Here is a 26,414-nt window from a genome sequence, read left to right as displayed (position 1 = left end):
GTACGCTTGCCAAATGGAGACGGGGAGCATGGACACCACCGGAAACACGGCGACCGAGCCGGTCTGGAGCGGGCTGCCCCGCGGGCTGCTGCGGATGCGGCGCCTGCTGCTGGTGGTGTGGCTGGGGCTGCTGACCCTCGCGGTGGGGCTGCTGCTCTGGCTGTTCGCCGGACCCCTCTGGGCCGCCTTCGCCCTGCTGCCGCTGGCCCTGCTGGCATGGGGCTGGCGGATGCTGGGGCGCAACTGGCAGTCCTGGCGGTACGCCGAGCGCGTGGACGACCTGCTGATCAGCAAGGGTGTGCTGTGGCGCGAGGAGACCGTGGTGCCGTACGGGCGGATGCAGTTGGTCGAGGTGACCTCCGGGCCCGTGGAGCGGCACTTCGGGCTTGCGAGCGTGCAGCTGCACACGGCGGCCGCGGCGACCGACGCGCGCATCCCCGGCCTCGACCCGGCCGAGGCCGAGCGGCTGCGCGACCGGCTCACCGAGCTGGGCGAGGCCCGATCGGCCGGGCTGTGACGACGCCGCCCACGGCGCCGCTGGACGCCGACAAGGGCATAGAGGACGCGAACCCGCTCATCATCGAGCGGCGCCTGCACCCGGTGACGCCCCTGCGGCGCGCGTGGGCGCCGATCGCGGTGGTCGCCGGATGGGCCGTGCACGACCCCAACCAGGCACAGGAGCAGCTCACCAAACTCGCCACCACCACGCTCCTCCTCGGGTTCGCCGCTGCCGTCCTGGGCGGCACCCTCTACGGCTTCCTGACCTGGTGGTTCACCCACTTCGCGGTGACCGACACCGAACTGCGTATCCGCACCGGCCTGTTGTTCCGGCGCACCGCGCACATCCGGCTCGACCGGCTCCAGGCCGTCGACGTCACCCAGCCGCTGCTGGCCCGTGTCGCGGGCGTCACCAAGCTCAAACTCGACGTCATCGGGACGGACAAGAAGGACGAACTGGCCTACCTGGGCGAGGCCGAGGCCCGCACCCTGCGCGCCGAACTGCTCGCCCGCGCGGCCGGTTTCGCCCCCGAGACCGCGCACGAGGTCGGCGAGGCACCCGTACGGCAACTCCTGCACGTACCGGCGGGCAAACTCGTCATCTCCCTGCTGCTCACCGGCGCCACCTGGGGAACACTGGCCGCCGCGCTCCTCGTACCGTCGCTGCTGTGGCTGGCCACCCACAGCGTGTGGACGGTCCTCGCGACCGCGCTGCCGCTGCTCGGCGCGGCGGGCGCGAGCAGCCTGGGACGGTTCGTCAGCGAGTACGACTGGACGGTGGGCGAATCGCCGGACGGGCTCCGGATCGACCACGGGCTCCTGGACCGTACGCACGAGACGGTGCCGCCGGGGCGCGTGCAGACCGTCCGGATCGTGGAACCACTGCTGTGGCGGCGGCGCGACTGGGTGCGGGTGGAGCTGGACGTGGCCGGGTCCTCCAACTCCGTGCTCGTGCCGGTCGCCCCGCGCGAGGTCGCCGAGGCGATGATCGCGCGGGTGCTGCCGGGGGTGACGGTGCCGGCCCTGTCACGGCCGCCGCGCCGGGCCGGATGGTGCGTGCCGTTCTGGTGGCGGGGGTACGGACTCGCGGTCACCGACACGGTCTTCGTGGCCCGTCACGGACTGCTGCGCCGCAGCCTCGCCCTCGTGCCGCACGCGAAGGTCCAGAGCGTACGGCTGGAGCAGGGGCCCTGGGCGCGCCTCAAGGGGCTCGCCGACGTCCATGTGGACACGGGGGCCAACAAGACGGTGACAGCGCGGCTGCGGGACGCACCCGAGGCCGCGGAACTGCTTCAGTCCCAGGCCGACCGGTCCCGCACGGGGCGGCGGGAGGCCCGGCCGGACCGGTGGATGGCATGAGTGGTCGTACGGGCTGAGTGTGGGGGTCCCACGACGTGCGGGTGGGCGGTGGCTTGTGTGCCACCGCCCACCCGCACGTCGTAGGACGACCGTTGGACCGTCGTCAGGAAACCGCGCTCCGCAGCTCCCCCATGTCGATCCGCTCGGTCTCGTCATGGACGGTCAGGTCGATGACCTGGCCGACGCCGCGAGAGTCCTCGTCCGCGGGCTTGAAGCCGGCCTCGGCCTCGGCCTTGTGCAGGGCGAGCGCCTCCTCGCCGACCACGTCCGCGAGGTCCTCGTTGTGCACCGCCTCCAGCGTGTCCGGGGACTCCTTCTGCGTACCGAAGAAGTCGAAGCCGCCCTCGACCGACGGACGCCGCTGGGGCGCGGCCGGTACGACGGCCACCGCGGTCGGCACGGTGAAGTGCCCGGCAGACGGGGCGGGCTTCACGGGCTTCACGGGCTTGACCGGCCTCGGGGGCGCCGGGCGGTCGGGGGGCGTCGGGCGGTCCGAAGGGGTCGACGGGTGCGTGTGACCCGCGGGATCCGCGCTCTCGTGTGAGGCCGAGGCGGGAGCCTCCTGCACGGGCGATGTCGGTGCAAGTGTCGGTGCCGGTGCCGGTGCCGGTGCCGGTGCCGGTGCCGGTGCAAGTGCCGGTGTCGGTGTCGGTGTCGGGGAGGGCGTCGCCTCGGCGGCCGTGCCCTCATGTCCGTCGACCGCCTCGGGCTTCCCCGCTGCTTCACCCTCCTCCGCGGGAGTGCCTTCGGACGCAGTCGCCGCGGTCTCGGCGCGGGTCTCGGTCTTGGCGTCGGTCTTCGCCTCGGCGTTCGCGTCGGTGTTCGCCTCGGTAGCGGCCTCGGCCTCCGCGGAACCGGCGTGCACCACCCGCTCGCTCGGCTCCGGGGTGTTCTCCGTCTCCGGGGCCGTCTGCGGATCCGTCTCCGGGCCGCCGCTCGCGATCCGGTTCAGCGCCGCGTTGGCCCGCAGGAAGAGCGACGAGCCGGTCGGAGAGAAGACCTCCGGAGACTCGGGGGACTCGGAGGCCTCGGAGGCGTTCGGCGCATCGGTCTCATCCTGAGCCTCATCGCCCTGGCCCTCGACGGGCTCATCGACCGCGTCGGCGTCCGGTCCGGCGGAAACCGCCTCAGAGCCCTCAGCCGCACCGGAAGCCTCAAGCGTCTCAATCGCCTCGGGCGACTCGGGTGACTCGGCCGTCTCGGAGTCCTCCGACTCCCCCGAAGCCGTCAGCTCGGTAGCCGGCTCCGAGGTCTCTATCGCGAGCAGCCGGCGCCCTTCGAGGGCGCTGGCCCGCTCCGCCTCCGCCGTGGCGTACCGCCTGAGCAGCGCCGCGTGTTCATTGCGCAGGCCCGCCAACTCGGTCCGCTTCGCACGCAGCTTGTGCTCCAGCTTGACCCGCAGCTCGCGCGACTCGTCGAGGTCCGTCTCCAGTTCGGCGACGCGCTCCTCGAAACGCCACTCGTCGCTCACTCGCGCGCGCTCGAGGTCAGCGACCTGTTTGCCCGCGGACCAGTCCCAGCGGCGCAGGACGACCGCACCGACGACCGCCGTCAGCGCGGCGCCCCCGGCCAGCCCGCGAAGCACCATCGGCTCCGTGAACAGCCAGGGCCCCACGGCGCAGACGAGCGAGACGGCCGCGATCGCCGACGGAGGCAGCAGCCTGTGCAGAGGAGGGGAATGACGGTGACGTCCACGTGGCATGGCCAGAAACTTACCGCGCGTAGGCGAATCTTGGTGCCCCGCCCGGTAAAAACACAACCAGCTCGCAGCCTTCACAGGACTCCGCAGCCCCTGCGGTCACCCGCCCCCGCTTACTTGATCAAGCCCTTCGCCCCTTTTCTCCATGGTTTTCTCCACGATGGGGAATTCCGTGAACATCACGGTGTATCCCCGAAGGCGGCCGCCCTATCGGTGAACGCGCCGCCGCGCATTCGACCGGAGATCGATAAGAAGCTCTATGAGCTCCAGCGTGTCCTGGTAGTTGGCCTCGCCCGCCCTGCTGCTGCTGACGAGGAGCGCGGTGTCCGGCGCGGGCCGGTACTTCGGGCACCACCGCAGGTCGGCGCTGTACCGCAGCTCCTCGTTCCCGTGGAGCGCAACAGCCGCCCGTGGAGTCGCCGATGACGCCCCAACCGCCGGTTTTCTCCCACCCTGTAGTGGGCCGGTACGGCGTCAGCATGACCAGGATCATCGGCTGCATTGCGCCGTCCCTGGTCAACTCATGGGCAGTCCGCGGGTAATGCGGTCCCTTGATGAGCGCCTCTGCGGTACCCGGGTATCCGGTGAGGACGGTGACGGCCGGGAAGGTACGGGTGCCTGCCGAAGAGGTCGGCCCGACTGGCGTAGAAGCGGAACGGCCCCACAGCTTCGCGAGCGCTTGCCCCGCGCTTTCCCTGACCTTTGGACCGGCTTTCCCGCAAGGAGTGAACCTGGCCCCCCAAGACACCGTCCTAGAGGGCGCAATGTCGCCGGATGCCGGAATGGCCCCGGAAACCAAGGTCTCTCGCAGAACCACAGGGTGCGATGTCTGTCAGGGTAGAGGGTGAATTGTCGGGCGGGGTTCCGGACCGAACGGGGTACGCGCGGCGGATGGTCCGTGGCTCGCTGGTCCGTGGTCCGCGTCCTGACGCGGTGCCCGCCCTGATCGCCAGGGCCTGCACGTTCGTGGGGCTCGTGGACATCGCCGCCGGGGTCTTCCCGCGCTTCAGACACAGCCGTATGCACACCGTCGCCGAGGTACTGCCGGGCGCCCTCGGCCCGTTCGCCGCCGCGCTGTCGCTCAGCACCGGCGTACTCCTGCTGCTCCTCGCCCACGGGCTGCGGCGCCGCAAGCGTCGGGCATGGCGGGCCGCCGTCATCCTGCTCCCGGCAGGCGCGGTCGCGCAGTTCGCGTACCGGCATTCGTTCCTCGGCGTCGCCATCTCGCTGGCGCTGCTCGCGCCACTGCTGCGCCACCGTGACGAGTTCACCGCCCTGCCGGATCCGCGCAGCCGCTGGCGCGCGCTCACCAACTTCGTTCTCATGGGCGCAGGTTCGCTCGTGCTCGGACTGGTCATCGTCAGCGTCCACGCGAACCGGATGATCGGCGACCCGAGCCTGGCCGACCGCATCGCCCACGTCCTGTACGGCCTGTTCGGCATCGAAGGGCCCCTCGACTACACGGGCCCCACCTCCTGGACGGTCGCCGTCTCGCTCGGAGCGCTCGGTCTGCTGACCGCGATCACCACGGTCTACCTCGCCCTCCGCCCCGAACACCCGGCCGCCCGGCTCACCCAGGACGACGAGACCCGGCTGCGCGCCCTCCTGGAGAAGCACGGCGGCCGTGACTCGCTCGGGCACTTCGCGCTCCGCCGCGACAAGGCGGTCGTCTTCTCGCCGAGCGGCAAGGCGGCGGTGACGTACCGCGTAGTGTCGGGAGTGATGCTGGCGAGCGGCGACCCCGTCGGCGATGTGGAGGCCTGGCCCGGCGCCATCGAGCGGTTCATGGACGAGGCCAAGGCGCACTCCTGGACGCCCGCCGTGATGGGCTGCTCCGAGACCGGCGGCGAGGTGTGGACCCGCGAGACCGGGCTCGACGCCCTCGAACTGGGTGACGAGGCGGTGGTGGACGTCGCGGATTTCTCCCTGGCCGGGCGCGCGATGCGGAACGTGCGCCAGATGGTGAAACGCATCGAAAGAGCCGGCTACGAGACCCGCGTACGGCGCGTCCGCGACCTGAGCGAGGGTGAGCTGGAGCGGATCCGGCGCGCCGCGGAGGACTGGCGCGGCACGGACACCGAACGCGGCTTCTCCATGGCACTGGGCCGCGTCGGCGACCCGGCCGACGGGGACTGCCTGATCGCCACCGCCCACAAGCCCGACGAGCTGCCGGACACCGCAGCGGAGCCCGGCCCGTACGGTGACCTGAAAGCCGTCCTCCACTTCGTCCCCTGGGGCACCGACGGCGTGTCACTGGACCTCATGCGCCGGGACCGCTCCGCCGACCCCGGCATGAACGAACTCCTCATCGTGGCCGCGCTCCAGGCGGCGCCCCGCCTCGGAATCAAGCGGGTCTCGCTGAACTTCGCGATGTTCCGCTCGGCGCTCGCGCGCGGCGAGAAGATCGGCGCGGGCCCCGTGCTGCGCGTCTGGCGAAGCCTGTTGGTCTTCCTCTCCCGCTGGTTCCAGATCGAGTCCCTGTACAAGTTCAACGCCAAGTTCAGCCCGCGCTGGGAGCCCCGCTTCGTCGTCTACGGCTCCTCCCGCGACCTCCCCCGCATCGGCCTCGCCGCCATGCAGGCGGAGGGCTTCGTCAGCCTCGCCCTGCCACGCCTGCTGCGCCGCCGGAGGGCGGCTCCGCGTCCCTGCGCGCACGCGGCGGCGGAGCGCGGGGTCCGGGCGGCGTAGGGCGGCCCATGACCCGGGCGGGCGGAGGGGAGACGGGGGCCGCGAAGCGGTCAAAAGACCCCTGCCCTCGGCGACCCGTACCCGCCGGCCGGGAGCAGCCCTTGTCCACAGGGGCGAAACCGCCCCCGGCCAGAGGCCTAGGCTGGACGTATGAGCATTGAGCGCGGGCGCGGCCAAGTCGCGGGACTGCCGACGTGGGACCGCTGCGCGGTCATGGGAGTCGTGAACGTGACCCCCGATTCCTTCTCCGACGGAGGCCGCTGGTTCGACACCACGGCAGCCGTCAAGCACGGCCTCGGCCTGGTCACCGAGGGCGCCGACCTGGTGGACGTCGGCGGGGAGTCCACCCGCCCCGGCGCCAGCCGCGTCGACGAGGCGGAAGAGCTCAAGCGTGTCATCCCCGTCGTGCGGGAACTGGCCTCCGAGGGCGTCACCGTCTCCGTGGACACCATGCGCGCCAGCGTCGCCGAGCAGTCGCTCGCCGCAGGCGCCGTCCTCGTCAACGACGTCAGCGGCGGCCTCGCCGACCCCGCGATGATCCCGGCCGTCGCGGCGACGGGCGCCCCCTTCGTGGTCATGCACTGGCGCGGTTTCCTGGCCGGCGGAAACGTGAAGGGGGTGTACGAGGACGTGGTCTGCGAAGTCGTGGACGAGCTGCACGCACGCGTGGAGGCCGTGCTGGCCGGCGGCATCGCCCCCGACAAGATCGTCGTCGACCCGGGCCTCGGCTTCTCCAAGGACTCCGAGCACGACCTGCTGCTCCTGGCCCACCTCGACCGCCTGCGCGAACTCGGCCACCCCTTGCTGGTCGCCGCGTCCCGCAAGCGTTTCCTGGGCCGCGTACTGGCGGGCCCGGAAGGCGCCCCGCCGCCCGCCCGCGAACGCGACGCCGCCACCGCCGCCGTCTCCGCCCTCGCCGCCTACCAGGGCGCGTGGGCCGTCCGTGTCCACGAGGTCCGGGCCACCGCCGACGCCGTGCGCGTCGCGAGGGCCGTAGAAGGAGCCCGGTGAGCGCCCCCCGTACCGACGTCGAGCAGGTCGAGCTCGCCAACACCGCCTTCTACGAGGCTCTGGAGCGGGGTGACTTCGAAGAGCTGTCGTCGCTCTGGCTGGCCCCGCTGGACACGGCCGACGAGGTCGTCGAAGGCGGCCCGGAGGACGAGGGCGGCCCTGGAATCTCCTGTGTCCACCCCGGCTGGCCCGTCCTCAACGGCCGCGGCGAAGTGCTGCGCTCGTACGCGCTGATCATGGCGAACACCGAGTACATCCAGTTCTTCCTCACCGACGTGCACGTCTCCGTCGTCGGCGACACGGCGCTGGTCACCTGCACCGAGAACATCCTCAGCGGCGGACCCGCTCCCGACGACAGCGACGAGCTCGGCCCGCTCGTCGGCCAGCTCGTCGTCGCCACGAACGTGTTCCGCCGCACGGCCTACGGCTGGAAGCTCTGGTCGCACCACGCCTCCCCCGTCCTCGCCGAGTCGGGCGAGGAGGAGGACGAGGACACCCCCGGCTGAGACAAGGACACCCCGGTTGACACGGGGACACCCGGTCGGGTGGGCGGGCGGTCCGCGAGCACCAAGGCGTGGTTGGAATCACGTACCCCTGGGTAGGGGCGGCTACCAACCCGTGAGCCGCCGTGTTCCCCAAGGGAAACACCCGATGAAGCCTCATGACCGCCGACCGGGCGGGCGGCCCCACGGACCAAGACTGTCAGTGGCCGCAGGTAGATTCGTTTGAGGCCGGTGTACCGACCGCACTCGGTACATATCTGCCCCTACCGACGATTGCAGGAGTGATTCGCGTGGATCGTGTCGCGCTGCGCGGCCTCAAGGCCCGCGGGCACCATGGCGTCTTCGCCAGGGAGCGAGAAGAGGGCCAGACCTTCATCGTGGACCTGACGCTGGGCCTGGACACCCGAGCGGCCGCGGCCGACGACGACCTGGCGAAGACCGTGCACTACGGCGTCGTGGCGGAGGAGGTCGTGGCCGTCGTCGCGGGCGAGCCCGTCGATCTCATCGAGACGCTGGCCGAGCGCATCGCCCAGACGTGCCTGAAGCACGACGGGGTCCAGGAGGTCGAGGTCTGCGTCCACAAACCGGACGCGCCGATCACGGTGCCCTTCGACGACGTGACCGTCACCATCATCCGGAGCCGAGTATGACCGCCTTCTTCACCGAGGGTCAGAGCGACCCGACCGTCCAGCCGGTGCCCGCCTCCGTGACGCAGCAGGTGGACGCCGCCGACACGACCCTGCAGAACCCGAAGCGAGCGGTGATCTCCCTCGGGTCGAACCTTGGCAACCGTCTGGAGACCCTCCAGGGCGCCATCGACGCCCTGGAGGACACCCCCGGCGTCCGCATCAAAGCGGTCTCCCCCGTCTATGAGACGGAGCCCTGGGGCGTCGCCCCGGACAGCCAGCCGTCGTACTTCAACGCGGTGGTGGTCCTCAAGACGACCCTGCCCCCTTCGTCCCTGCTGGAGCGGGCCCACGCGGTCGAGGAGGCCTTCGACCGGGTGCGCACGGACCGCTGGGGCCCGCGCACGATCGACGTGGACATCGTGGCGTACGCCGATCTGGTCTCCGACGACCCGGTCCTGACCCTCCCTCACCCGCGCGCCCACGAGCGGGCCTTCGTCCTCGCCCCCTGGCACGACGTGGAACCCGAGGCACAGCTCCCCGGCCGCGGCCTCGTGGCCCAGCTCCTGGCGACAGTCACCCGGGACGGAGTCGCGCCTCGCGCGGATCTGGAACTCCGGCTGCCCGAGTAGTCGTTAAGGTCAGGACGACCATCGGGCGGTTGACCGAAGGGGCATTGTGGCTGCTGCTGCGGCTTCCCGGGGGCAACCCCCGGCCCCCCGGCCGATACCTGTGGCTGCCGGGATCCGTAATCGCGAGGGGAACTGAGTGAAAGAGCTGCGCATCAGGACGCTGGCCGCGGTGTTCGTCATCGCCGGAGCGCTGTCCTGGGCAGGTGCCCGCCTGTGGAACTCGGTGGGCACGCTCCCCTCGGTCCCGCTGGCCGCCCCCATCGTCCTGGCCCTGATCGCGGTCGTCCTGCTGGCCACGGCGCTCTCGCTGCGCGGCCGCCTCAAGGCCCAGCGCGAGCGCCGCCCCGGCGCAAAGGGAGTCGACCCCCTGATGGCGGCCCGCGCCGTCGTCTTCGGCCAGGCCAGCGCCCTGGTCGCCGCGCTGGTCGCCGGTATGTACGGCGGCACGGGCGTGTTCCTGCTCGAATCCCTGGACATCCCCGCCCGCCGCGACCAGGCCATCTACGCCGGCTTCTCGGTCCTCGCCGGCATCGGCGTCATAGCGGCCGCCTTCTTCCTGGAGCGCGTCTGCAAACTCCCGGAGGACGACGACGAGAACGGCGGCACGGCCCCGGCCCTCTGACCGCGGGCCGGCGCCCGTAGGGGCGCGGGGAACTGCGCGACCAGCCACGACGCACCCACAGGCGGAACACCGGCAGGCGGCGCACCGCGTTCAGCGCACCCACAGGCGGAACGCCGGCCAGTCGGCGCACCGCGTTCAGCGAACCCGCAGGCACCCCACCCGGCACCCAGCGGAGCGCTACCGCGCCATGATGAGGCTCATCGCCTCATTGCGCGTAGCTGCATCCCGCAGCTGCCCCCGCACCGCCGACGTGATCGTCTTCGCCCCGGGCTTGCGGATACCGCGCATCGACATGCACATGTGCTCGCACTCGACGACCACGATCACGCCACGCGGCTCCAGGATCTCCATCAGGGAGTCGGCGATCTGTGTCGTCAGCCGCTCCTGCACCTGCGGCCGCCGGGCATAGACGTCCACCAGCCGCGCCAGCTTGGACAGACCCGTGATCTTGCCACTAGTGGCCGGAATGTAGCCCACATGCGCAACACCCCGGAACGGCACCAGATGGTGCTCACACGTGCTGAACACCTCGATGTCCTTCACGAGGACCATCTCGTCGTGCCCCAGATCGAACGTCGTCGTCAGGACGTCCTCGGGCTGCTGCCACAGACCCGCGAATATCTCCCGGTACGCCCGTGCCACCCGCCCCGGGGTCTCCCGCAGACCCTCGCGGTCCGGATCCTCTCCGACCGCGATGAGCAGCTCTCGTATGGCGTTCTCGGCTCGCTTCTCGTCGAACTCGCCGATCACACCCTCGCCGTCCAGCGTCACGGGGTCGGTCATGTGGGTCCTCGTTCCTGTGCCTCTCGCGCGCGCGGGTCGACGCGTCAAACGTACGGGCATACCGAAATGCCGCGCCCCCCAGGCTAGAACCTGGGGGGCGCGGCATCCATTCCGGGCCTGGTGGGGCCACCGGGAGCCGTGGAGGTCAGCTCTCGGGACGCTCCTCCGGGACTGCTTCCGTCGCCGGGACGGACTCCGTCGCCTTGGCGATGGCCGGCGTCGCGCCGTTCGCCCCGTTCGTCAGTGACAGCTCCTTGGGGGAGAGCACCGGCGGGCGGGTGGACGGGGTGCGCCGGGAGGAGCCGGTCCACGCGGGGCGGGCCGGGCGCTTCACGAGAGGAGCGAAGACCTCGGCGATCTGCTCCTTGCTCAGCGTCTCCTTCTCCAGCAGCTGGAGCACCAGTGCGTCGAGGACGTCGCGGTTCTCGACCAGGATTTCCCAGGCCTCGTTGTGCGCGTTCTCGATGAGCTTCTTGACCTCTTCGTCGACGAGCGCGGCGACCTCTTCCGAGTAGTCACGCGGGTGCGACATCTCCCGGCCCAGGAAGGGCTCGGTGTTGTCGCCGCCGAACTTGATGGCGCCAAGACGCTCGGTCATGCCGTACTGCGTGACCATCGCGCGGGCCGTGGCCGTGGCCTTCTCGATGTCGTTCGCAGCGCCCGTGGTCGGGTCGTGGAAGACGAGCTCCTCGGCCGCGCGCCCGCCCAGCATGTATGCAAGCTGGTCGAGCATTTCGTTGCGGGTCGTGGAGTACCTGTCCTCGTCCGGCAGGACCATCGTGTAGCCGAGGGCACGGCCACGCGACAGGATGGTGATCTTGTGGACCGGGTCGGAGTTCGGAGACGCCGCCGCTACCAGGGCGTGGCCGCCCTCGTGGTACGCGGTGATCTTCTTCTCCTTGTCCGACATGATCCGGGTCCGCTTCTGCGGGCCCGCGACCACACGGTCGATCGCCTCGTCCAGCATGTCGTTGTCGATCAGCTTCCCGTTGTTGCGCGCGGTGAGCAGCGCAGCTTCGTTCAGCACGTTCGACAGGTCCGCGCCGGTGAAGCCCGGTGTACGCCGGGCGACGGCACCGAGGTCGACGCCGGGGGCGACCGGCTTGCCCTTCTGGTGAACCTTGAGGATCTCCAGACGGCCCTGCATGTCCGGGCGGTCGACCGCGATCTGGCGGTCGAAGCGGCCGGGGCGCAGGAGGGCCGGGTCGAGGATGTCGGGCCGGTTCGTGGCGGCGATCAGGATGACGCCGCCCTTCACGTCGAAGCCGTCCATCTCGACGAGCAGCTGGTTGAGCGTCTGTTCGCGCTCGTCGTGACCGCCGCCGAGGCCGGCACCACGATGGCGGCCGACCGCGTCGATCTCGTCGACGAAGACGATCGCCGGAGCGTTCGCCTTGGCCTGCTCGAACAGGTCACGGACTCGGGAGGCACCGACACCGACGAACATCTCGACGAAGTCGGAACCCGAGATCGAGTAGAAGGGGACGCCGGCCTCACCCGCGACAGCACGCGCGAGGAGCGTCTTACCGGTTCCAGGAGGCCCGTAGAGAAGCACGCCCTTGGGGATCTTCGCCCCGACGGCCTGGAACTTCGCCGGCTCCTGGAGGAACTCCTTGATCTCGTGGAGCTCCTCGACCGCCTCGTCCGAGCCCGCCACATCGGCGAAGGTCGTCTTCGGGGTGTCCTTGGTGATGAGCTTCGCCTTGGACTTCCCGAAGTTCATGACCCGGGAGCCGCCGCCCTGCATCTGGTTCATCAGGAACAGGAAGACGACGACGATGAGGACGAAGGGCAGCAGAGAAAGCAGGATGCCCAGGAACGGGTTCTGCTTGGACGGCGCCACGGTGTAGCCGTCCGGGATCTGCTTGTTCTGGAACTTGTTCTGGAGTGTGTCGGCCAGGGTCACGCCCTGGTTGCCGATGTAGCTCGCCTGGATCTTGGAGCTGCCGTCGACCTTCTCGCCATCCTTGAGAGAGACCTTGATGATCTGCTCGTCGCCGGTGGTGATCTTGGCCGACTCGACCTTGTTGTCATTGATCGCCTGGACGACCTGGCCGGTGTCCACTGTCTTGTAGCCGCCGGACGAGCCGACGACCTGCATCAACACGACCACGGCAAGGACGGCCAGCACGATCCACATGACCGGCCCACGGAAGTATCGCTTCACGTCCATCCATACGGAGCGGTGACGCCCCGTCCCTCCTGCCATAGTGAGATTGATAAAGACTTTTAAAGACTGTGCTTCGGACGGTACCCCAGCATTGTCACCCGAAGCCGCAGGGGACTGCTGGCAATCCCGTCTACGCATGCTCCAACGGCGCGAACCCCGCTGGGGTTCCCGGTTGTCTTAGACAGCTGTGCTAGCCGCCGTACACGTGAGGCGCGAGCGTACCGACGAACGGGAGGTTGCGGTACTTCTCCGCGTAGTCGAGGCCGTAGCCGATGACGAACTCGTTCGGGATGTCGAAGCCGACCCACTCCACGTCGATCGCGACCTTGGCCGCGTCCGGCTTGCGCAGCAGGGTGCACACCTTGAGGGAGGCGGGCTCCCGGGAGCCGAGGTTGGAGATCAGCCAGGACAGCGTCAGCCCGGAATCGATGATGTCCTCGACGATCAGGACGTGCTTGCCCTTGATGTCGGTGTCGAGGTCCTTGAGGATCCGCACCACGCCGGAGGACTGGGTGCCCGCGCCATAGGACGACACCGCCATCCAGTCCATCGTGACGGGGGTGGACAGCGCACGCGCCAGGTCCGCCATGACCATCACGGCGCCCTTCAGGACACCGACGATCAGCAGGTCCTTGCCCGCGTACTCCGCGTCGATCTTCGCGGCCAGCTCAACCAGCTTGGCGTCGATCTCTTCCTTGGTGATGAGCACCGACTTGAGGTCGGTGCCCATGTCTTTCGCGTCCACCCGCATCACTTTCGGTCGTCCGTCCGAACCTTTTCGGCGGCCGCTCGAACCGCTCGCGACCCGCGTGAGCGGGCCCCCGGGAACCGCGTGGGCGGTCCCGGTGGAGGGTCCGGATTCAGCCTTGCCGAATCACCAGTCTGCCACCCTGGCGCTGGGCGACGACCTTGCCCGGGAGATTGATGGCTCCCTGGCCGCGCCAGCCGGTGATCAGCCGGTCGACTTCCTCGATGTGCCGGGCGAACAGCGAACCGGCCGGGGCGCCCGCCTCGATGGCGGCACGGCGCAGGATGCGGCGGCGGACGGCGGGCGGCAGGGCGTAGAGCTTCGCGCACTCCAGAAGGCCCGCTGCGTCCCGTACGGAGGCCTCTGCCTGGCTGGCCCAGGCGTCGAGGGCGTCGGCGTCGTCGCGGGAGAGCTGGGCGGTACGGGCGAGCGCCTCGACGACTCCCTTGCCGAGCGCCTTCTCCAGGGCGGGCAGGCCCTCGTGGCGCAGCCGGGAGCGGGTGTAGGCCGGGTCGGCGTTGTGCGGGTCGTCCCAGACGGGCAGCGACTGGACCATGCACGCCTTGCGGGCGGTCTGCCGGTCCAGGAACAGGAACGGGCGCCGGTAACGGCCGTCAGCCCCCGAGACTGCGGCCATTCCGGACAGGGAGCGGATGCCGGAGCCACGGGCGAGACCGAGCAGGACGGTTTCGGCTTGGTCGTCGCGGGTGTGGCCGAGCAGGATCGCGGTGGCGCCATGGCGTTCGGCGGCGGCGTCCAGGGCGGAGTACCGGGCGTCGCGGGCGGCGGCCTCGGGCCCGCCTTCGCGGCCCACGGTGACCGCGATGGACTCGGCCGGGTTCAGTCCCAGCTCGGTGAGGCGCAGCACGACCTCGTCGGCGCGCAGGTCGGAGCCGGGCTGCAGACCGTGGTCGACGGTGATGCCGCCGGCGCGGATGCCGAGTTTGGGGGCTTCGAAGGCGAGGGCGGAGGCAAGCGCCATCGAGTCGGCGCCACCGGAGCACGCGACGAGCACCAGCGGTGACGGCTGGTGCGGGGGTGCCGGAGGGATGTCGGGTGCGGTCGAGCGCCTTGTACCCGGAGCGGGTACGCGCTCGGCGGCGGACGGGCGCGCGGCCTCGGGGGCGGGCGTGCGCCTGGTGTCGGGGGCGGGCGTGTGCTCGGTGAGGATGTCGTGGAGTACGCGGCGAACCGCCAGGCGTATCGCCGCGACCGCAGGATGGGGACCCATGTCCGGTTCCCTTCATGAAGTTTTCGGGGGGTTAACCCGGTATCGGTCACTCAGAGTGTGTAGATGGTGACAGAACCGGGCCGTTCCCCGAGCATTGCACGCCTACCCAAGGCTCACGGTCCCTCGGACGGGTGATTGGAGGGGCGTTTGCCTGCCGTCGGCCGGATTCGCTTCACGACCCCCACGCAGGGTTCACGACTCCGCCTTGCGGTGCACCCGCGCGACCCAGTCCGCCGGTTTGGCGATCTCCGTCTTGGTCGGGAGGGTGTTCGGAGAAGTCCACACCCGGTTGAACCCGTCCATGCCGACCTCTTCGACGACGGACCGCACGAACCGCTCGCCGTCCTTGTACTGCCTCAGTTTGGCATCCAAACCGAGCAGCTTGCGCAGGGCGAGGTCCAGCCGGGAGGCCCCCTTGGCACGGCGTTGCTGGAACTTCTCGCGGATCTCGGCGACGGACGGCACGACGTCGGGACCGACGCCGTCCATCACGAAGTCCGCGTGGCCCTCCAGGAGCGACATCACGGCGGTCAGCCGGCCGAGGATCTCCCGCTGAGCGGGCGTCTGCACGATCTCGACGAGCGAGCGGCCGCCGTCGTCCTCCTCGCCCTCGGGCCGTCCGCCCGCCAGCGACTGGGCGGCTTCGCGGATACGTTCGAGGACTGTCATGGGGTCGACCTCGGTCTCCCCCAGGAACGACTGGATTTCGCCCTCCAGGTGGGCCTGCAGCCAGGGCACGGCCGTGAACTGGGTGCGGTGCGTCTCCTCGTGCAGGCAGACCCAGAGGCGGAAGTCGTGGGGCTGTACGTCGAGTTCGCGCTCCACGTGCACGATGTTCGGCGCGACCAGGAGGAGCCTGCCGCCGCCACTCGGTGAATCAGCGGGGCCCCCTGCGGGCAGCTCACGCGTCGCCGGGGCGAAGGTCTCGTACTGGCCCAGGACCCGCGACGACAGGAACGACAGCAGCATCCCCAGCTCCACGCCGGTCACCTTGCCACCGACGGCGCCGAGGACGGCTCCGCCCGGGGTGCTCGACCGCCGCTCCTGCATCTTCTCCAGCAGGGGCTTGAGCACCTCCCGGAACCCTGCGACGTTCGCCCGCACCCAGCCGGGCCGGTCCACGACGAGGATGGGGGTGTCGTGGGTGTCCTCCGTACCCATCCGGGTGAAGGCCCGGACGTGCAGCTCCGAGGCTTTCGCGTGCCGCCTCAGCTCCGCGACGACCTCTCTGGCCTCGTCCCGGCTCACCTCGGGGCCCGGACGTACAAGCCGTGTCGCGGTTGCCACCGCGAGATTCCAGTCGACCATCTCGGCACCACCGATGCTCGTCATGCGTCAACCGTACGTGAGCGTGTCCGACTGCGGTTAGAGGTACGAGGTCCTGGTCGCCCTCCGCCTTGGGGCGGGCGGTGCGCTTGATGCCGTCCGGGTCGGCAGGGGCCGGGGTGTGTTCGGTCGGTGCCCGGCGCAGCACTGGCGACCCCGGTGAGGGCGGCTACCTGCAGCCGCAGCCCGCCAGTGCCGTGGCCGCGCGGTCCAGGGCTGCCTGGGCCGCTTCCTTCTGCGGGGGGTGAGCCTCGTCGGAGGTCAGGAAGGCAAAGGCGAGGAGGCGGCCGTCGGCGTCGACGACCGTGCCCGCCAGGGTGTTGACGCCGGTCAGGGTGCCGGTCTTGGCGCGTACGACACCGGTGGCGGAGGCGTCGGTGGCGTAACGGTCGGTGAGGGTGCCGGTGAAGCCTGCGATGGGGAGGCCGGTCAGGACGGGACGGAGTTCGGGGTGGGCGGGGTCGCCGGCCTTCGCCAGCAGCGCGGTGAGCAGGCCGGCCGTCAGCTTGTCCTCGCGGTTCAGGCCGCTTCCGTCGGCGAAGTCGACGCCGGACAGGGCGAATCCGAGCTTCTCGAGCTGCAGGCCGATCGCCTTCCCGCCGCCCTCGAAACTCGCCTTCCCGCCCGTCGCGAGAGCGACCTGGCGGGCCAGCGCCTCCGCGATGTCGTTGTCGCTGTTCGTCAGCATCCGCTCCACGAGGGCGGACAGGGGCGGTGAGGAGACTGAGGCGAGGGCCTGCGAACGGCTGGTCGCCTTGGAGAGGCCGGGCGATGTCGTCTTGATTCCCTTGGCCTGGAGCAGCTTCGCGAACTCCCCTGCCGCCTCCCCCGCCGGGTCCTCGCTGCGCTCGGCGGTGCCGCTGTCCGAGTCGTCGGTGCGGGCCTCGTCGACCATCAGGGCGGTGACCGGTGCGAGGTTGGGGTTGTCACCGATGGGGTGCACCGTGGGCCCCGAGTACAGCGAGGTGTCGTACGAGAGCGTCACCTGGGAGAGATGACGCGCCTTCAGGGCGCTTGCCGTCTCGTCGGCCAGGGTGCGCAGGCTCGCGTAGCCCTTCGCGTCCTCACGGGCGGTCAGGGTCGGATCGCCGGCACCGACGAGGACGACCTCCTTGGTGTCGGGCTCCAGGACCGTGCGTGTGGTGATGCGGTGATCGGGGCCGGCCGCCGAGAGCGCGGCGACCGCGGTGGCGATCTTCGTGGTGGAGGCCGGGGTCTGGGCCTCGCCCGCACCCTTGTCGTACAGCCGCTTGCCGGTCGCCACGTCGACGACCACGGCGGTCCGGTCCGCGCCCAGGGCGGGGTCGTTCAGGAGCGGGTCCAGGACGTCCGCGAGGGCCTTCCCGGCGGGTGCGGGCACCGAACCCGCGGCCGTGGAGCCGCCGAGTCCGGTGAGCACGGAGGCGGCGCTGGGAGCGGGGCGGGGCGCCTTCGCGGACGTACCGGAGGTAAGGCCGTGATCTGTGCCACCCTCGCCCTCCCGCGATGCCGCCCAGTCGCGCTCCGCCGTACGCTGACCGGAGGAGTCCCAGGGACCGGCCGCGGCCACCGCCCCGGCCGCGAGCGCCAGGCCCACGGTGGCGGCGACGACTGTGAGCTGCGGTGTCGTGAACTTGACGGGACGCGGCCGCACGGCTTGGGTGATCCGCGCCACGTGCGGTTTCACCGAACTCGCGATCCGCACCACATGCGGTCTCGCGGCCCGCCAAGCCCTCGCCTCTGGCACGACCACCAGCCCCTTTCGCGATCACACACCTGCGTGAGGGACACTTAACCACCAGAACTATGTGCTGATCATGGAGGAGCCACCGGTGGAGTTCGACGTCACGATCGAGATTCCGAAGGGTTCGCGGAACAAGTACGAGGTGGACCACGAGACCGGTCGGATCCGCTTGGACCGTCGACTCTTCACCTCGACCAGTTACCCGGCCGACTACGGATTCGTCGAGAACACCCTCGGCGAGGACGGCGACCCGCTGGACGCGCTGGTCATCCTGGACGAGCCGACCTTCCCCGGCTGCCTCATCCAGTGCCGCACGATCGGCATGTTCCGTATGACGGACGAGGCCGGCGGCGACGACAAGCTGCTGTGCGTCCCGGCGCACGACCCCCGGGTGGAGCACCTGCGCGACATCCACCACGTGTCGGAGTTCGACCGCCTGGAGATCCAGCACTTCTTCGAGGTCTACAAGGACCTGGAGCCCGGCAAGTCCGTCGAGGGCGCCAACTGGGTGGGCCGCACGGAGGCCGAGGCCGAGATCGAGCGCTCGTACAAGCGACTCAAGGAGCAGGGCGGCCACTGAGCACGCCCGCTCCGGTTCGGGCCGCGTGATCCTCATGGGTCGCGCGGCCCGTTCGTGTGTCCGTACGCATACTGAGGGCACAGGGCATACAGACGGTACGCAAGAAACGCATGTGCACGAAAGGCAAGGCTGGAGCTGGTGGCGGACCCGGAGGCGGAAGACCGCAAACCGCAGTCGGACGAGGCGAGGAGTGCTTTCTCCCAGCCGGCCGGTGTGGCACCGCCGCAGCCCCCGGCGGTCGATGACGAGTCGTCGACGACGTCCGAGTTCGCACTCCCGAAGGGGCTGGGCGTAAGCCAGCCGTCCGTGGCCGACGCCGAGGGTTCGGCGTTCAGTACGCCGGCCTCGTACAGCACGCAGACCGCCTGGCCCGCGTTCACGCCTCCGACGGGCATCCCCATGGTCAAGCTGACCAAGGACGTGCCCTGGCAGGACCGGATGCGCGAGATGCTGCGCATGCCGGTGACCGAGCGGCCCGCGCCCGAACCGGTCCACAAGGAGGACGAGTCGGGGCCCGCCGTCCCGCGCGTGCTCGACCTGACCCTGCGGATCGGCGAGCTGCTGCTCGCGGGTGGTGAGGGCGCCGAGGACGTGGAGGCGGCGATGTTCGCCGTGTGCCGCAGCTACGGCCTGGACCGCTGCGAACCGACCGTCACCTTCACGCTGTTGTCCATCTCGCATCAGCCGTCCCTGGTGGAGGACCCGGTGACGGCGTCCCGGACCGTACGCCGCCGGGGCACCGACTACACACGCCTCGCGGCCGTCTTCCGGCTCGTGGACGACCTGAGCGACCCGGAGACCGCGATCTCCCTGGAGGAGGCCTACGGGCGGCTCGCCGAGATGCGGCGCAACCGGCACCCGTATCCCGGCTGGGTGCTGACGTCGGCGACCGGGCTGCTGGCCGGCGCGGCCTCGGTACTCGTCGGCGGTGACGCGCTCGTGTTCGTCGCCGCCGCGCTCGGCGCGATGCTGGGCGACCGGCTGGCGTGGCTGTGTGCGGGGCGCGGACTGCCGGAGTTCTACCAGTTCACGGTGGCCGCGACGCCGCCCGCCGCGATCGGTGTCGCGATCCAGCTCGCGCACATGGACGTGAAGGCGTCCGCCGTGATCACCGGTGGGCTGTTCGCGCTGCTGCCCGGGCGGGCGCTCGTCGCGGGCGTCCAGGACGGTCTGACGGGCTTCTACATCACGGCGGCCGCCCGCCTGCTGGAAGTCATGTACTTCTTCGTGGGCATCGTCGTCGGCGTGCTTCTGGTGCTCTATTTCGGCGTGAAACTGGGCGCGGAGCTCAATCCGGACCAGGCCCTGAGCATCTCCGAGCGGCCTCTGCTGCAGATCGCCGCGTCCATGCTGCTGTCGCTCACCTTCGCGATCCTGCTCCAGCAGGAACGGTCCACCGTGCTCGCGGTGACCCTCAACGGCGGCGTGGCCTGGTCGGTGTACGGGGCGATGCACTACGCGGGCGGCATCTCACCGGTCGCCTCCACGGCCGTGGCGGCGGGTCTGGTCGGCCTGTTCGGGCAGCTGCTCTCCCGCTACCGGTTCGCGTCCGCGCTGCCATACACGACGGCCGCGATCGGCCCGCTGCTGCCGGGTTCGGCCACCTACTTCGGCCTGCTGTCCATCGCCCAGAACGAACTCGACGAGGGGCTCGTGTCCCTGACCAAGGCCGCCGCCCTCGCGATGGCCATCGCCATCGGCGTGAACCTGGGGTCCGAGATCTCCCGGCTGTTCCTGCGAGTGCCGGGCGGGGGCGCCGGGGGCCGCCGCGCGGCCAAGCGGACGCGCGGCTTCTAGTCGTACGGGAATCCAGTCCTGACGGTGTTACCGCTTACCGCTTACCGCTTACCGCTTGGCGTGACGGCCGCCGCGCGGAGGCTGGTTCGGGTCCTGGTACGTGTCCTGGTTCGGGTACGGGCCCTGGCCGTGGTTCGGGTTCTGACCCTGATACGGGTCCTGGCCGTCGTTCGGGTTCTGACCCTGGTGGTGCTGGAACGGGGGCACCCGGAGCTGCGCCGTCTCGTCGTCGGCCGGTCCGGAGGGAGCCTGCTCAGGAGCCTGGGCGGCTTCCTTCTTGGACTTGCCACGCGCCCGGAGGTACTCGATGACGATCGGGATCACCGAGATGAGGACGATCAGGATCAGGATCGCCTCGATGTTCTTGTGCACGAACTCGATGTTGCCGAGCCAGGCGCCGAGCGCCGTGACACCGGCGCCCCAGAGGACACCACCGATGACGTTGTACGTGATGAACGAGCGGTACTTCATGCCGCTGACGCCGGCGATGATCGGCGTGAACGTGCGCACGATGGGCACGAAGCGGGCCAGGACCAGGGACTTGGGCCCGTGCTTCTCGAAGAACTCGTGGGCCTTGACCACGTTCTCCTGTTTGAAGAGGCGGGAGTCCGGGCGGGTGAAGAGCGAGGGTCCGACCTTCTTGCCGAAGAGATAGCCCGCCTGGTCACCGAGGATCGCGGCGACGCAGATCAGCGCGATCGCCGCCCACAGCGGGAAGTCCAGCGTGCCCGCGGTGATCAGCAGTCCGGCGGTGAACAGCAGCGAGTCACCCGGCAGGAAGAAGCCGATGAGCAGGCCGGACTCGGCGAAGACGATGAGCAGCAGGCCCCAGATGCCGAAGTTGTCCAGGAGCGTGTTCGGATCCAGCCAGCTTGGTCCGAGGGCAAGCGTCGTCACGGTTCCGGGCTCCTGTGGGGTGAAGGAAGGGACGGCGGTCCAGATGCGGCCGACCAAAGCTATCAACGCAATGCGTCGCGCCCAGGTTCCACCGACGCCTACAGGATGCACTGTGCGCCGACTGGTACAAAGCTGTGAGCCGTACAAAGCTGGGCGTCATGGGCATAGAAGAGTACGGCGGCGGTCAGGGACCCCACTCGGACGTTCTGGTCGTGACGACGAACGACGCGCCCGGTTACCGGGTCCAGGAAGTCATCGGCGAGGTCTTCGGCCTCACCGTGCGCTCCCGGCACCTGGGCAGCCAGATCGGTGCGGGCCTGAAGTCGATGATCGGCGGTGAGCTCAAAGGGCTCACCAAGACGCTCGTGGAAACCCGTAACCAGGCCATGGAGCGGCTCATCGAACAGGCACGCGCGCGGGGCGCCAACGGGGTCCTGATGTTCCGCTTCGACGTGACGGAGGCGGCGGACGTGGGCACGGAGGTGTGCGCGTACGGGACAGCGGTCGTGCTGGTCAAGGAGTAGTGATCTGGAACAGGGCTGGTCCTCGGGGATCAGGACTGGGCGAAGAAGTGCACGTCGGTAAGGGGCGTCGCCAATTGGCGACGCCCCTTACCGTCAGGCTCCCTGGGAGTGCCGGGCCGCGTTCGCCCCGATCGCGTCCCTCAGGTGCTCGGCGAGCCCGGGGCGCATGGAGTCGTAGAACGCCTTGAAGCGCTCGTCGGAGATGTACATCCCGGCGAGTCCCTGGTGGGTCTCGTACGAGCACTCGTAGAACCACTTGGTGATGTGCCGGCGGTGTTCCTCGGCCATGTCCATGGCGCGCTCACCGGCCGGCGGCTCACCGGCCTCCATCAGGGCGTCGTAACGCTCGCCCCAGGAGGCCACTTCGGCCTGCATGCGCTGCCAGTCGTCCTTGGTGTACCGGGCGGCGCGGCGCTGCGACTCGGCGTACGCCTCCGTGCCGCCCCAGCGCCGCTCGGCCTCTTCCGCGTGTGCTTCCGGATCCTTGTCCCCGAAGACCTCGAACTTCTCCTCGGGCGTGAGGTTGATGCCCATCTTGCGTGCCTCCATGGCGTGTTCCACGGCCGCGGCCATCTTCTGCAACTTCTCGATCCGGGCGGTCAGCAGCTCGTGCCGGCGGCGCAGATGCGCGCGCGGGTCCGCGGCCGGGTCGTCGAGGAGGGCGGCGACCTCGACGAGGGGGAAGCCCAGTTCCCGGTAGAACAGGATCTGCTGCAGGCGGTCGAGATCGGCGTCGCTGTAACGCCGGTGGCCCGCCCGACTGCGTCCGCTCGGTGCGAGCAGGCCGATCTCGTCGTAGTGGTGCAGCGTGCGCACCGTGACTCCGGCGAAACCTGCGACCTTGCCCACTGGATAGCTCACTTCCGCTCCCTTCTCCGTACGCCTCCCAGGCTGCTGCCTCACGTGACGTGAGGTGCAAGTCCCGAATCCCGGAGTCATGAAATCCCGGGGTCGGTCCTGCGGACTGGAGCAGGCCTGCTGGAGTTCTGGACCGGACCCCCTGGGGTGTTATGTCGGTTTCGCCCACTTAGGGTGAGCGCGTGACCACAGAAGCCACGGCGGGACCGGACCCGGAACAGGTCCCCGCGCCGCGTCTGCTTCCGTTGATCGTGCCCTCGGTGGTGGTCGGCGTGGCGGCGGCGCTCGTCCTGCTGGGCATCAGTCTGCTGGCCGAGCAACTCCAGGACGTTCTCTGGGAGACCCTGCCGGACGCGCTGGACGTGGGCCGGTACTCCGTGCTCTGGATGATCGTGATACTCACCGCCACCGGTGTCGCGGTGGGCCTGGTGGTGTGGAAAGTGCCGGGGCACGCGGGTCCGGACCCGGCGACCATGGGCCTGGTCGACCCGCCCCTGCCACCCCGCCTGCTGCCCGGGCTGCTCCTCGCCACCATCCTGGCGCTGGCGGGCGGGGTGAGCCTGGGCCCCGAGAACCCGATCACGGCCGCCAACATCGCTCTCGCGTACTGGCTGGGCAGGAAGGCGGCCCCGGACTCCCCCGCCACCCTGTGGATGATGCTGGCGGCCGCGGGCACGATCGGCGCGCTGTTCGGAACGCCGGTGGCCGCCGCTCTGATCTTCTCCGAGGTGCTGGCCGGGCAGCCGGGACCCGGCGCCCTCTGGGACCGGCTGCTGCCGCCGCTCCTCGCGGGCGGCACGGGTGCGCTGACCATGACACTGCTCGCCCACCCGAGCTTCGACCTCTCCCTGCCGGACTACTCCGGACCGCGCTGGGGCGACCTCCTGTCCGCCTTGGTGGTCGCCTCGGCCGGGGCGACGGTGGGGATGGCCGCGGTATACGCCTTCCCTTACGTCCACAGCGCCTTCTCACGGCTCGGGCACCCCATGCTGGCGATTCCCCTGGGCGGGCTCGTCCTGGGCCTGCTGGGCGCCCTGGGCGGGCATCTGACGCTCTTCAAGGGGCTGGACGAGGTGAAGGCGCTCGCCGGCAACCCGGAGGGCTGGTCGGCCGGACGGTTCGCACTGATGGCCGTGGTGAAACTGGCTGCACTCCTGATCGCCGCGGCCTGCGGCTTCCGGGGCGGCCGGATCTTCCCCGCCGTCTTCGCCGGGGTGGCCGTCGGCCTGTGCGCGCACGCTCTGGTACCCCAGGTCCATCCCACGGTCGGTGTGGTGTGCGGTGTCCTGGGCGTACTGCTGGCCGTCACCCGGCAGGGCTGGATCAGCCTGTTCACCGCGGCGATCCTGGTGTCCGACCCGGCCGTGCTGCCGCTGCTGGTGCTGGCGTCGGTTCCGGCCTGGCTGCTTGTCACCGGGCGCCCGCAGATGCAGCTTCACGACGACGGAACCCCGATCCGCTAGGAGAGATGTCATGCCGCTCCACCAAGGCCCCGAGAAGCGCGACGAGCGTCCCATGTCCGTGAACCCCTTCTTCGGGGAGGCCAATCCGGTCGGCGGCATGACCGAGGCCCCGCCCAAGCACCGGCTCCCGGACGGGCCTCTGCCGCCCACGACCGCGTATCAACTCGTCCATGACGAACTGATGCTGGACGGCAACTCACGGCTGAACCTCGCGACCTTCGTCACCACCTGGATGGAGCCGCAGGCCGGGTTGCTGATGACCGAGTGCCGGGACAAGAACATGATCGACAAGGATGAGTACCCCCGCACCGCCGAGCTGGAGCGGCGCTGTGTGGCCATGCTCGCCGACCTGTGGAACGCCCCCGATCCGGCTGCCGCCGTGGGCTGTTCGACGACCGGGTCCAGTGAGGCGTGCATGCTCGCGGGGATGGCGCTGAAGCGGCGCTGGGCCCAGCGCAACGCCGACCGCTATCCAGCGGCTCGCCCGAACCTCGTCATGGGTGTCAACGTCCAGGTCTGCTGGGACAAGTTCTGCAACTTCTGGGAGGTCGAGGCACGCCAGGTCCCCATGGAGGGCGACCGGTTCCACCTCGACCCCCAGGCGGCCGCCGACCTGTGCGACGAGAACACCATCGGGGTCGTCGGCATCCTCGGGTCCACCTTCGACGGGTCCTACGAGCCGATCGCCGAGCTGTGCGCGGCCCTGGACGCCCTTCAGGAGCGGACCGGGCTCGACATCCCGGTGCATGTGGACGGCGCGTCCGGCGGGATGGTCGCTCCTTTCCTCGACGAGGACCTGGTCTGGGACTTCCGGCTGCCGAGGGTGTCGTCCATCAACACCTCGGGGCACAAGTACGGCCTCGTCTACCCGGGTGTCGGCTGGGCGCTGTGGAGGTCGGCGGTCGAGCTGCCGGAGGAACTCGTCTTCCGGGTCAACTACCTGGGCGGCGACATGCCGACCTTCGCGCTCAACTTCTCCAGGCCCGGCGCCCAGGTCGTGGCGCAGTACTACACCTTCCTTCGGCTGGGCCGCGAGGGATTCCGGGCCGTGCAGCAGACGACCCGGGATGTGGCGCTCAGGCTCTCCGAACGCATCGAGGCGCTGGGCGACTTCCAACTCCTCACCCGCGGCGACGAGTTGCCGGTCTTCGCCTTCACCACGAAGCCCGACGTGACCGCGTACGACGTCTTCGACGTGTCCCGGCGGATGCGCGAGCGGGGCTGGCTGCTGCCCGCGTACACCTTCCCGGCCAACCGCGAGGACCTGTCCGTGCTGCGGGTGGTGTGCCGCAACGGCTTCTCGGAGGACCTCGCCGAGCTCTTCGTGGAGGACCTCGGGCGGCTGCTGCCTGAACTGCGCCGGCAGCCCCATCCGTTGACGCGCGACAAGGACGCGGCGACCGGCTTCCACCACTGATCCGCCGCTGCGGCCCGTCCTGGCCTGGACGGGCCTCGACGGGACGGGCCTGGACGGGACGGGCGTGGTCAGTCTCCGTCGCCCAGGACGAAGCTGTGCCAGTGGATCCCGTCGGCGGATATGCGGTAGCTGCCGACGCCAAAGCTGTCGCTCGCCAGATAGCCGAGCGGCGTCAGGGTCACCGAACCTCCCAGGCCCTGTGAGCCGCTGGCCGCCTGGAAGGACCGGCCGCCGTCGGTGCTGCGCCAGACGCCGTCCTCGCCCTGGATGGTGAGGCTGCCGTCGGCGGCGGCCACCGGATCACCACTCGTGGAGAGCGGGTGCACGCCCTTGCGGTACCTCCAGACCCGCTCCCAGGTGTGGCCTCCGTCGGTGCTGCGGTGCAGTGCGCGCAGGCCGTTCTTCACGCCCTCCTCGGCGGGCAACCCGCCCGACTGAGCCGCGTACAGGACGTCCCCGGACGAGACCACCCCGATTCCCCAGCCGCGCTTGTCGGAGCTGGCGAACGGGGACAGACGCCAGGTGCGCCCGCGGTCCTCGCTGACGGCGAGCGCCGGGCGGCCGGAGTTCGGGTCGGTGCCTGAGGCGAAGAGCAGCCCGCTTTCCGTCTGCCCCGCCGGGCCCAGCCGACCCGCCAGCGGGGGCTGGCTGGCCAGGACTTCGAAGTGGCCCGTGTCCGGGAGGACGACGATCAGCCGGGACGCCTCGCAGTTGTTCCCCTCCTTGTCCAGCCGGGAGCAGTCCTGCACCAGAACGCCTCCTTCGGGTACCTCGGGAGTCGTGCCCGAGGGTTCGTCGGTGCCGCGCCGCCAGGTGCGTCCGCCGTCCTCCGTGAACCAGGTCCGGTCGGGCACCGTCCGCCCCTCGGTGATCAGCGCACGGCCGGGGCCCAGCACCACGAGCCCCGCCGTGATGCCGACGCCCCCGGGCAGGTCGGCCAGCGGGGAGCGCCCGAGGCGCCAGGAGTCGGCGCCCTTGTCGAGCACGGCGACGTGCTGGCGGCAGGGCGCCTTCCCGAACTCCGCGAGCAGGGCGAACCCGCCGGCGTCCGACGCGAAGCCGACGGCGTGCGGAACGCCGGGGAGGTCCGGTGCGGACGGGATCCGGGGTGGCGCAGACCCCGTCCGGGCGGGGGCGCTTCTGCCCGCCCCCTCAGCCGCGCCTCTGTCCGCGCGCGCCCCGGCGTCGACACATCCGGCCAACAGCGCCAGTACGGCCAGTACCGCGGCCACGACCGCCTTGCCCCTGCCCCTGCCCCT

At 70.3% G+C, this 26,414-nt stretch carries 23 protein-coding genes and 1 pseudogene; 13 read left to right on the top strand and 11 right to left on the bottom strand.

The genetic code is table 11. The features are described 5' to 3' along the window. Positions 1-13 precede the first annotated feature (13 nt). Entirely contained in the window at positions 14-517 is a 504-nt protein-coding gene (locus ACFVKT_RS32525) for a PH domain-containing protein (protein ID WP_385738197.1), read from the top strand. A gap of 20 nt (positions 518-537) precedes the next feature. Further along, positions 538-1,857 carry a PH domain-containing protein gene (locus tag ACFVKT_RS32520; protein WP_385738296.1) on the top strand — a complete coding sequence of 440 codons (1,320 nt, stop codon included), beginning with the start codon at positions 538-540 and terminating at the stop codon, positions 1,855-1,857. Positions 1,858-1,960: 103 nt separating this feature from the next. On the opposite strand, the gene ACFVKT_RS32515 is transcribed toward ACFVKT_RS32520, so the two are convergent. Together ACFVKT_RS32515 and ACFVKT_RS32510 are read right to left on the bottom strand one after the other, a co-directional pair. Continuing rightward, positions 1,961-3,559: a hypothetical protein gene (locus ACFVKT_RS32515; protein ID WP_385738195.1), complete on the bottom strand. Its 1,599-nt coding sequence runs from the start codon at positions 3,557-3,559 to the stop codon at positions 1,961-1,963. A 246-nt stretch (positions 3,560-3,805) separates the two neighbouring features. Then, positions 3,806-4,172 (bottom strand): annotated as a pseudogene (locus ACFVKT_RS32510) (esterase); the annotation flags it as partial. 275 nt (positions 4,173-4,447) lie between these two features. Between ACFVKT_RS32510 and ACFVKT_RS32505 the strand changes: the two are divergent. The 6 genes from ACFVKT_RS32505 (at position 4,448) to ACFVKT_RS32480 (ending at position 9,638) form a co-directional block, all read left to right on the top strand. Further along, the gene (locus ACFVKT_RS32505) at positions 4,448-6,244 is read left to right on the top strand and encodes a phosphatidylglycerol lysyltransferase domain-containing protein (RefSeq protein ID WP_385738193.1); all 1,797 of its coding nucleotides are present in this window, start codon (positions 4,448-4,450) and stop codon (positions 6,242-6,244) included. Between the two features lie 150 nt (positions 6,245-6,394). Then, complete coding sequence (folP, locus tag ACFVKT_RS32500; RefSeq protein ID WP_385738191.1) at positions 6,395-7,255, top strand: dihydropteroate synthase; 861 nt, start codon at positions 6,395-6,397, stop codon at positions 7,253-7,255. After that, a complete protein-coding gene (locus ACFVKT_RS32495) occupies positions 7,252-7,761 on the top strand; it encodes a nuclear transport factor 2 family protein (RefSeq protein WP_385738190.1) in 510 nt (169 codons plus the stop codon). The genes folP and ACFVKT_RS32495 overlap by 4 nt, the downstream gene beginning before the upstream one ends. 287 nt (positions 7,762-8,048) lie before the next feature. Continuing rightward, a complete protein-coding gene (gene folB, locus ACFVKT_RS32490) occupies positions 8,049-8,408 on the top strand; it encodes a dihydroneopterin aldolase (protein ID WP_385738188.1) in 360 nt (119 codons plus the stop codon). Continuing rightward, positions 8,405-9,016 (top strand): 2-amino-4-hydroxy-6-hydroxymethyldihydropteridine diphosphokinase, encoded by a 612-nt coding sequence (gene folK / locus ACFVKT_RS32485; protein WP_385738186.1) that lies wholly within the window; start codon positions 8,405-8,407, stop codon positions 9,014-9,016. The genes folB and folK overlap by 4 nt, the downstream gene beginning before the upstream one ends. 136 nt (positions 9,017-9,152) lie before the next feature. Next, positions 9,153-9,638, top strand: a complete 486-nt coding sequence (locus tag ACFVKT_RS32480; RefSeq protein WP_385738184.1) for a DUF3180 domain-containing protein — start codon at positions 9,153-9,155, stop codon at positions 9,636-9,638. 177 nt (positions 9,639-9,815) lie between these two features. On the opposite strand, the gene folE is transcribed toward ACFVKT_RS32480, so the two are convergent. The 6 genes from folE to dacB all read right to left on the bottom strand — a co-directional run bounded on the left by folE (position 9,816) and on the right by dacB (position 17,628). Further along, complete coding sequence (folE, locus tag ACFVKT_RS32475; RefSeq protein WP_385738182.1) at positions 9,816-10,421, bottom strand: GTP cyclohydrolase I FolE; 606 nt, start codon at positions 10,419-10,421, stop codon at positions 9,816-9,818. Positions 10,422-10,566: 145 nt separating this feature from the next. Next, positions 10,567-12,594, bottom strand: a complete 2,028-nt coding sequence (gene ftsH / locus ACFVKT_RS32470; protein WP_385738180.1) for an ATP-dependent zinc metalloprotease FtsH — start codon at positions 12,592-12,594, stop codon at positions 10,567-10,569. A 187-nt stretch (positions 12,595-12,781) separates the two neighbouring features. Continuing rightward, entirely contained in the window at positions 12,782-13,342 is a 561-nt protein-coding gene (gene hpt / locus ACFVKT_RS32465; protein WP_261704688.1) for a hypoxanthine phosphoribosyltransferase, read from the bottom strand. A gap of 109 nt (positions 13,343-13,451) precedes the next feature. Continuing rightward, positions 13,452-14,570: a tRNA lysidine(34) synthetase TilS gene (gene tilS, locus ACFVKT_RS32460; RefSeq protein WP_385738178.1), complete on the bottom strand. Its 1,119-nt coding sequence runs from the start codon at positions 14,568-14,570 to the stop codon at positions 13,452-13,454. A gap of 192 nt (positions 14,571-14,762) precedes the next feature. Then, positions 14,763-15,902 (bottom strand): zinc-dependent metalloprotease, encoded by a 1,140-nt coding sequence (locus ACFVKT_RS32455; RefSeq protein ID WP_385738176.1) that lies wholly within the window; start codon positions 15,900-15,902, stop codon positions 14,763-14,765. A gap of 163 nt (positions 15,903-16,065) precedes the next feature. Then, positions 16,066-17,628 carry a D-alanyl-D-alanine carboxypeptidase/D-alanyl-D-alanine-endopeptidase gene (dacB, locus tag ACFVKT_RS32450; protein ID WP_385738174.1) on the bottom strand — a complete coding sequence of 521 codons (1,563 nt, stop codon included), beginning with the start codon at positions 17,626-17,628 and terminating at the stop codon, positions 16,066-16,068. A gap of 79 nt (positions 17,629-17,707) precedes the next feature. On the opposite strand from dacB, the gene ACFVKT_RS32445 reads away from it, so the two are divergent. Both ACFVKT_RS32445 and ACFVKT_RS32440 read left to right on the top strand, forming a co-directional pair. Next, positions 17,708-18,199 (top strand): inorganic diphosphatase, encoded by a 492-nt coding sequence (locus ACFVKT_RS32445; RefSeq protein WP_168529311.1) that lies wholly within the window; start codon positions 17,708-17,710, stop codon positions 18,197-18,199. A 135-nt stretch (positions 18,200-18,334) separates the two neighbouring features. Then, positions 18,335-19,996, top strand: a complete 1,662-nt coding sequence (locus ACFVKT_RS32440) for a threonine/serine exporter ThrE family protein (protein ID WP_385738294.1) — start codon at positions 18,335-18,337, stop codon at positions 19,994-19,996. 48 nt (positions 19,997-20,044) lie between these two features. Here the strand turns inward: ACFVKT_RS32440 and ACFVKT_RS32435 are convergent, their stop codons facing one another. Beyond that, a complete protein-coding gene (locus ACFVKT_RS32435) occupies positions 20,045-20,893 on the bottom strand; it encodes a VTT domain-containing protein (protein ID WP_385738172.1) in 849 nt (282 codons plus the stop codon). A gap of 158 nt (positions 20,894-21,051) precedes the next feature. Between ACFVKT_RS32435 and ACFVKT_RS32430 the strand changes: the two genes are divergently transcribed. After that, the gene (locus ACFVKT_RS32430; protein ID WP_385738170.1) at positions 21,052-21,417 is read left to right on the top strand and encodes a YbjQ family protein; all 366 of its coding nucleotides are present in this window, start codon (positions 21,052-21,054) and stop codon (positions 21,415-21,417) included. Between the two features lie 93 nt (positions 21,418-21,510). On the opposite strand, the gene ACFVKT_RS32425 is transcribed toward ACFVKT_RS32430, so the two are convergent. Next, positions 21,511-22,278, bottom strand: coding sequence for a MerR family transcriptional regulator (locus ACFVKT_RS32425; RefSeq protein WP_385738168.1), 768 nt, complete (start codon positions 22,276-22,278; stop codon positions 21,511-21,513). Positions 22,279-22,457: 179 nt separating this feature from the next. Between ACFVKT_RS32425 and ACFVKT_RS32420 the strand changes: the two genes are divergently transcribed. Continuing rightward, on the top strand, positions 22,458-23,738 hold the full coding sequence (locus ACFVKT_RS32420) for an ion channel protein (protein WP_385738166.1): 1,281 nt from the start codon (positions 22,458-22,460) through the stop codon (positions 23,736-23,738). Positions 23,739-23,748: 10 nt separating this feature from the next. Beyond that, entirely contained in the window at positions 23,749-25,155 is a 1,407-nt protein-coding gene (locus ACFVKT_RS32415) for a glutamate decarboxylase (protein ID WP_385738164.1), read from the top strand. 68 nt (positions 25,156-25,223) lie between these two features. Here the strand turns inward: ACFVKT_RS32415 and ACFVKT_RS32410 are convergent, their stop codons facing one another. Then, positions 25,224-26,387 (bottom strand): WD40/YVTN/BNR-like repeat-containing protein, encoded by a 1,164-nt coding sequence (locus ACFVKT_RS32410; protein ID WP_385738162.1) that lies wholly within the window; start codon positions 26,385-26,387, stop codon positions 25,224-25,226. Between the last annotated feature and the right edge of the window lie 27 nt (positions 26,388-26,414).

Origin of the sequence: Streptomyces sp. NPDC127595 (assembly GCF_042671685.1) — a bacterium.
Lineage (GTDB): Bacteria > Actinomycetota > Actinomycetes > Streptomycetales > Streptomycetaceae > Streptomyces.
This window is presented reverse-complemented; position numbering and strand designations above follow the sequence as displayed.

Bases quoted from the DNA above. Each gene is read 5' to 3' on its own strand.
- ACFVKT_RS32525 (WP_385738197.1), top strand. From the start codon at position 14: ATGGAGACGGGGAGCATGGACACCACCGGAAACACGGCGACCGAGCCG.
- ACFVKT_RS32515 (WP_385738195.1), bottom strand. From the start codon at position 3,559: ATGCCACGTGGACGTCACCGTCATTCCCCTCCTCTGCACAGGCTGCTG.
- ACFVKT_RS32505 (WP_385738193.1), top strand. From the start codon at position 4,448: ATGGTCCGTGGCTCGCTGGTCCGTGGTCCGCGTCCTGACGCGGTGCCC.
- folP (WP_385738191.1), top strand. From the start codon at position 6,395: ATGAGCATTGAGCGCGGGCGCGGCCAAGTCGCGGGACTGCCGACGTGG.
- folK (WP_385738186.1), top strand. From the start codon at position 8,405: ATGACCGCCTTCTTCACCGAGGGTCAGAGCGACCCGACCGTCCAGCCG.
- folE (WP_385738182.1), bottom strand. From the start codon at position 10,421: ATGACCGACCCCGTGACGCTGGACGGCGAGGGTGTGATCGGCGAGTTC.
- ftsH (WP_385738180.1), bottom strand. From the start codon at position 12,594: ATGGACGTGAAGCGATACTTCCGTGGGCCGGTCATGTGGATCGTGCTG.
- hpt (WP_261704688.1), bottom strand. From the start codon at position 13,342: ATGCGGGTGGACGCGAAAGACATGGGCACCGACCTCAAGTCGGTGCTC.
- tilS (WP_385738178.1), bottom strand. From the start codon at position 14,570: ATGGGTCCCCATCCTGCGGTCGCGGCGATACGCCTGGCGGTTCGCCGC.
- ACFVKT_RS32455 (WP_385738176.1), bottom strand. From the start codon at position 15,902: ATGACGAGCATCGGTGGTGCCGAGATGGTCGACTGGAATCTCGCGGTG.
- ACFVKT_RS32430 (WP_385738170.1), top strand. From the start codon at position 21,052: ATGGGCATAGAAGAGTACGGCGGCGGTCAGGGACCCCACTCGGACGTT.
- ACFVKT_RS32415 (WP_385738164.1), top strand. From the start codon at position 23,749: ATGCCGCTCCACCAAGGCCCCGAGAAGCGCGACGAGCGTCCCATGTCC.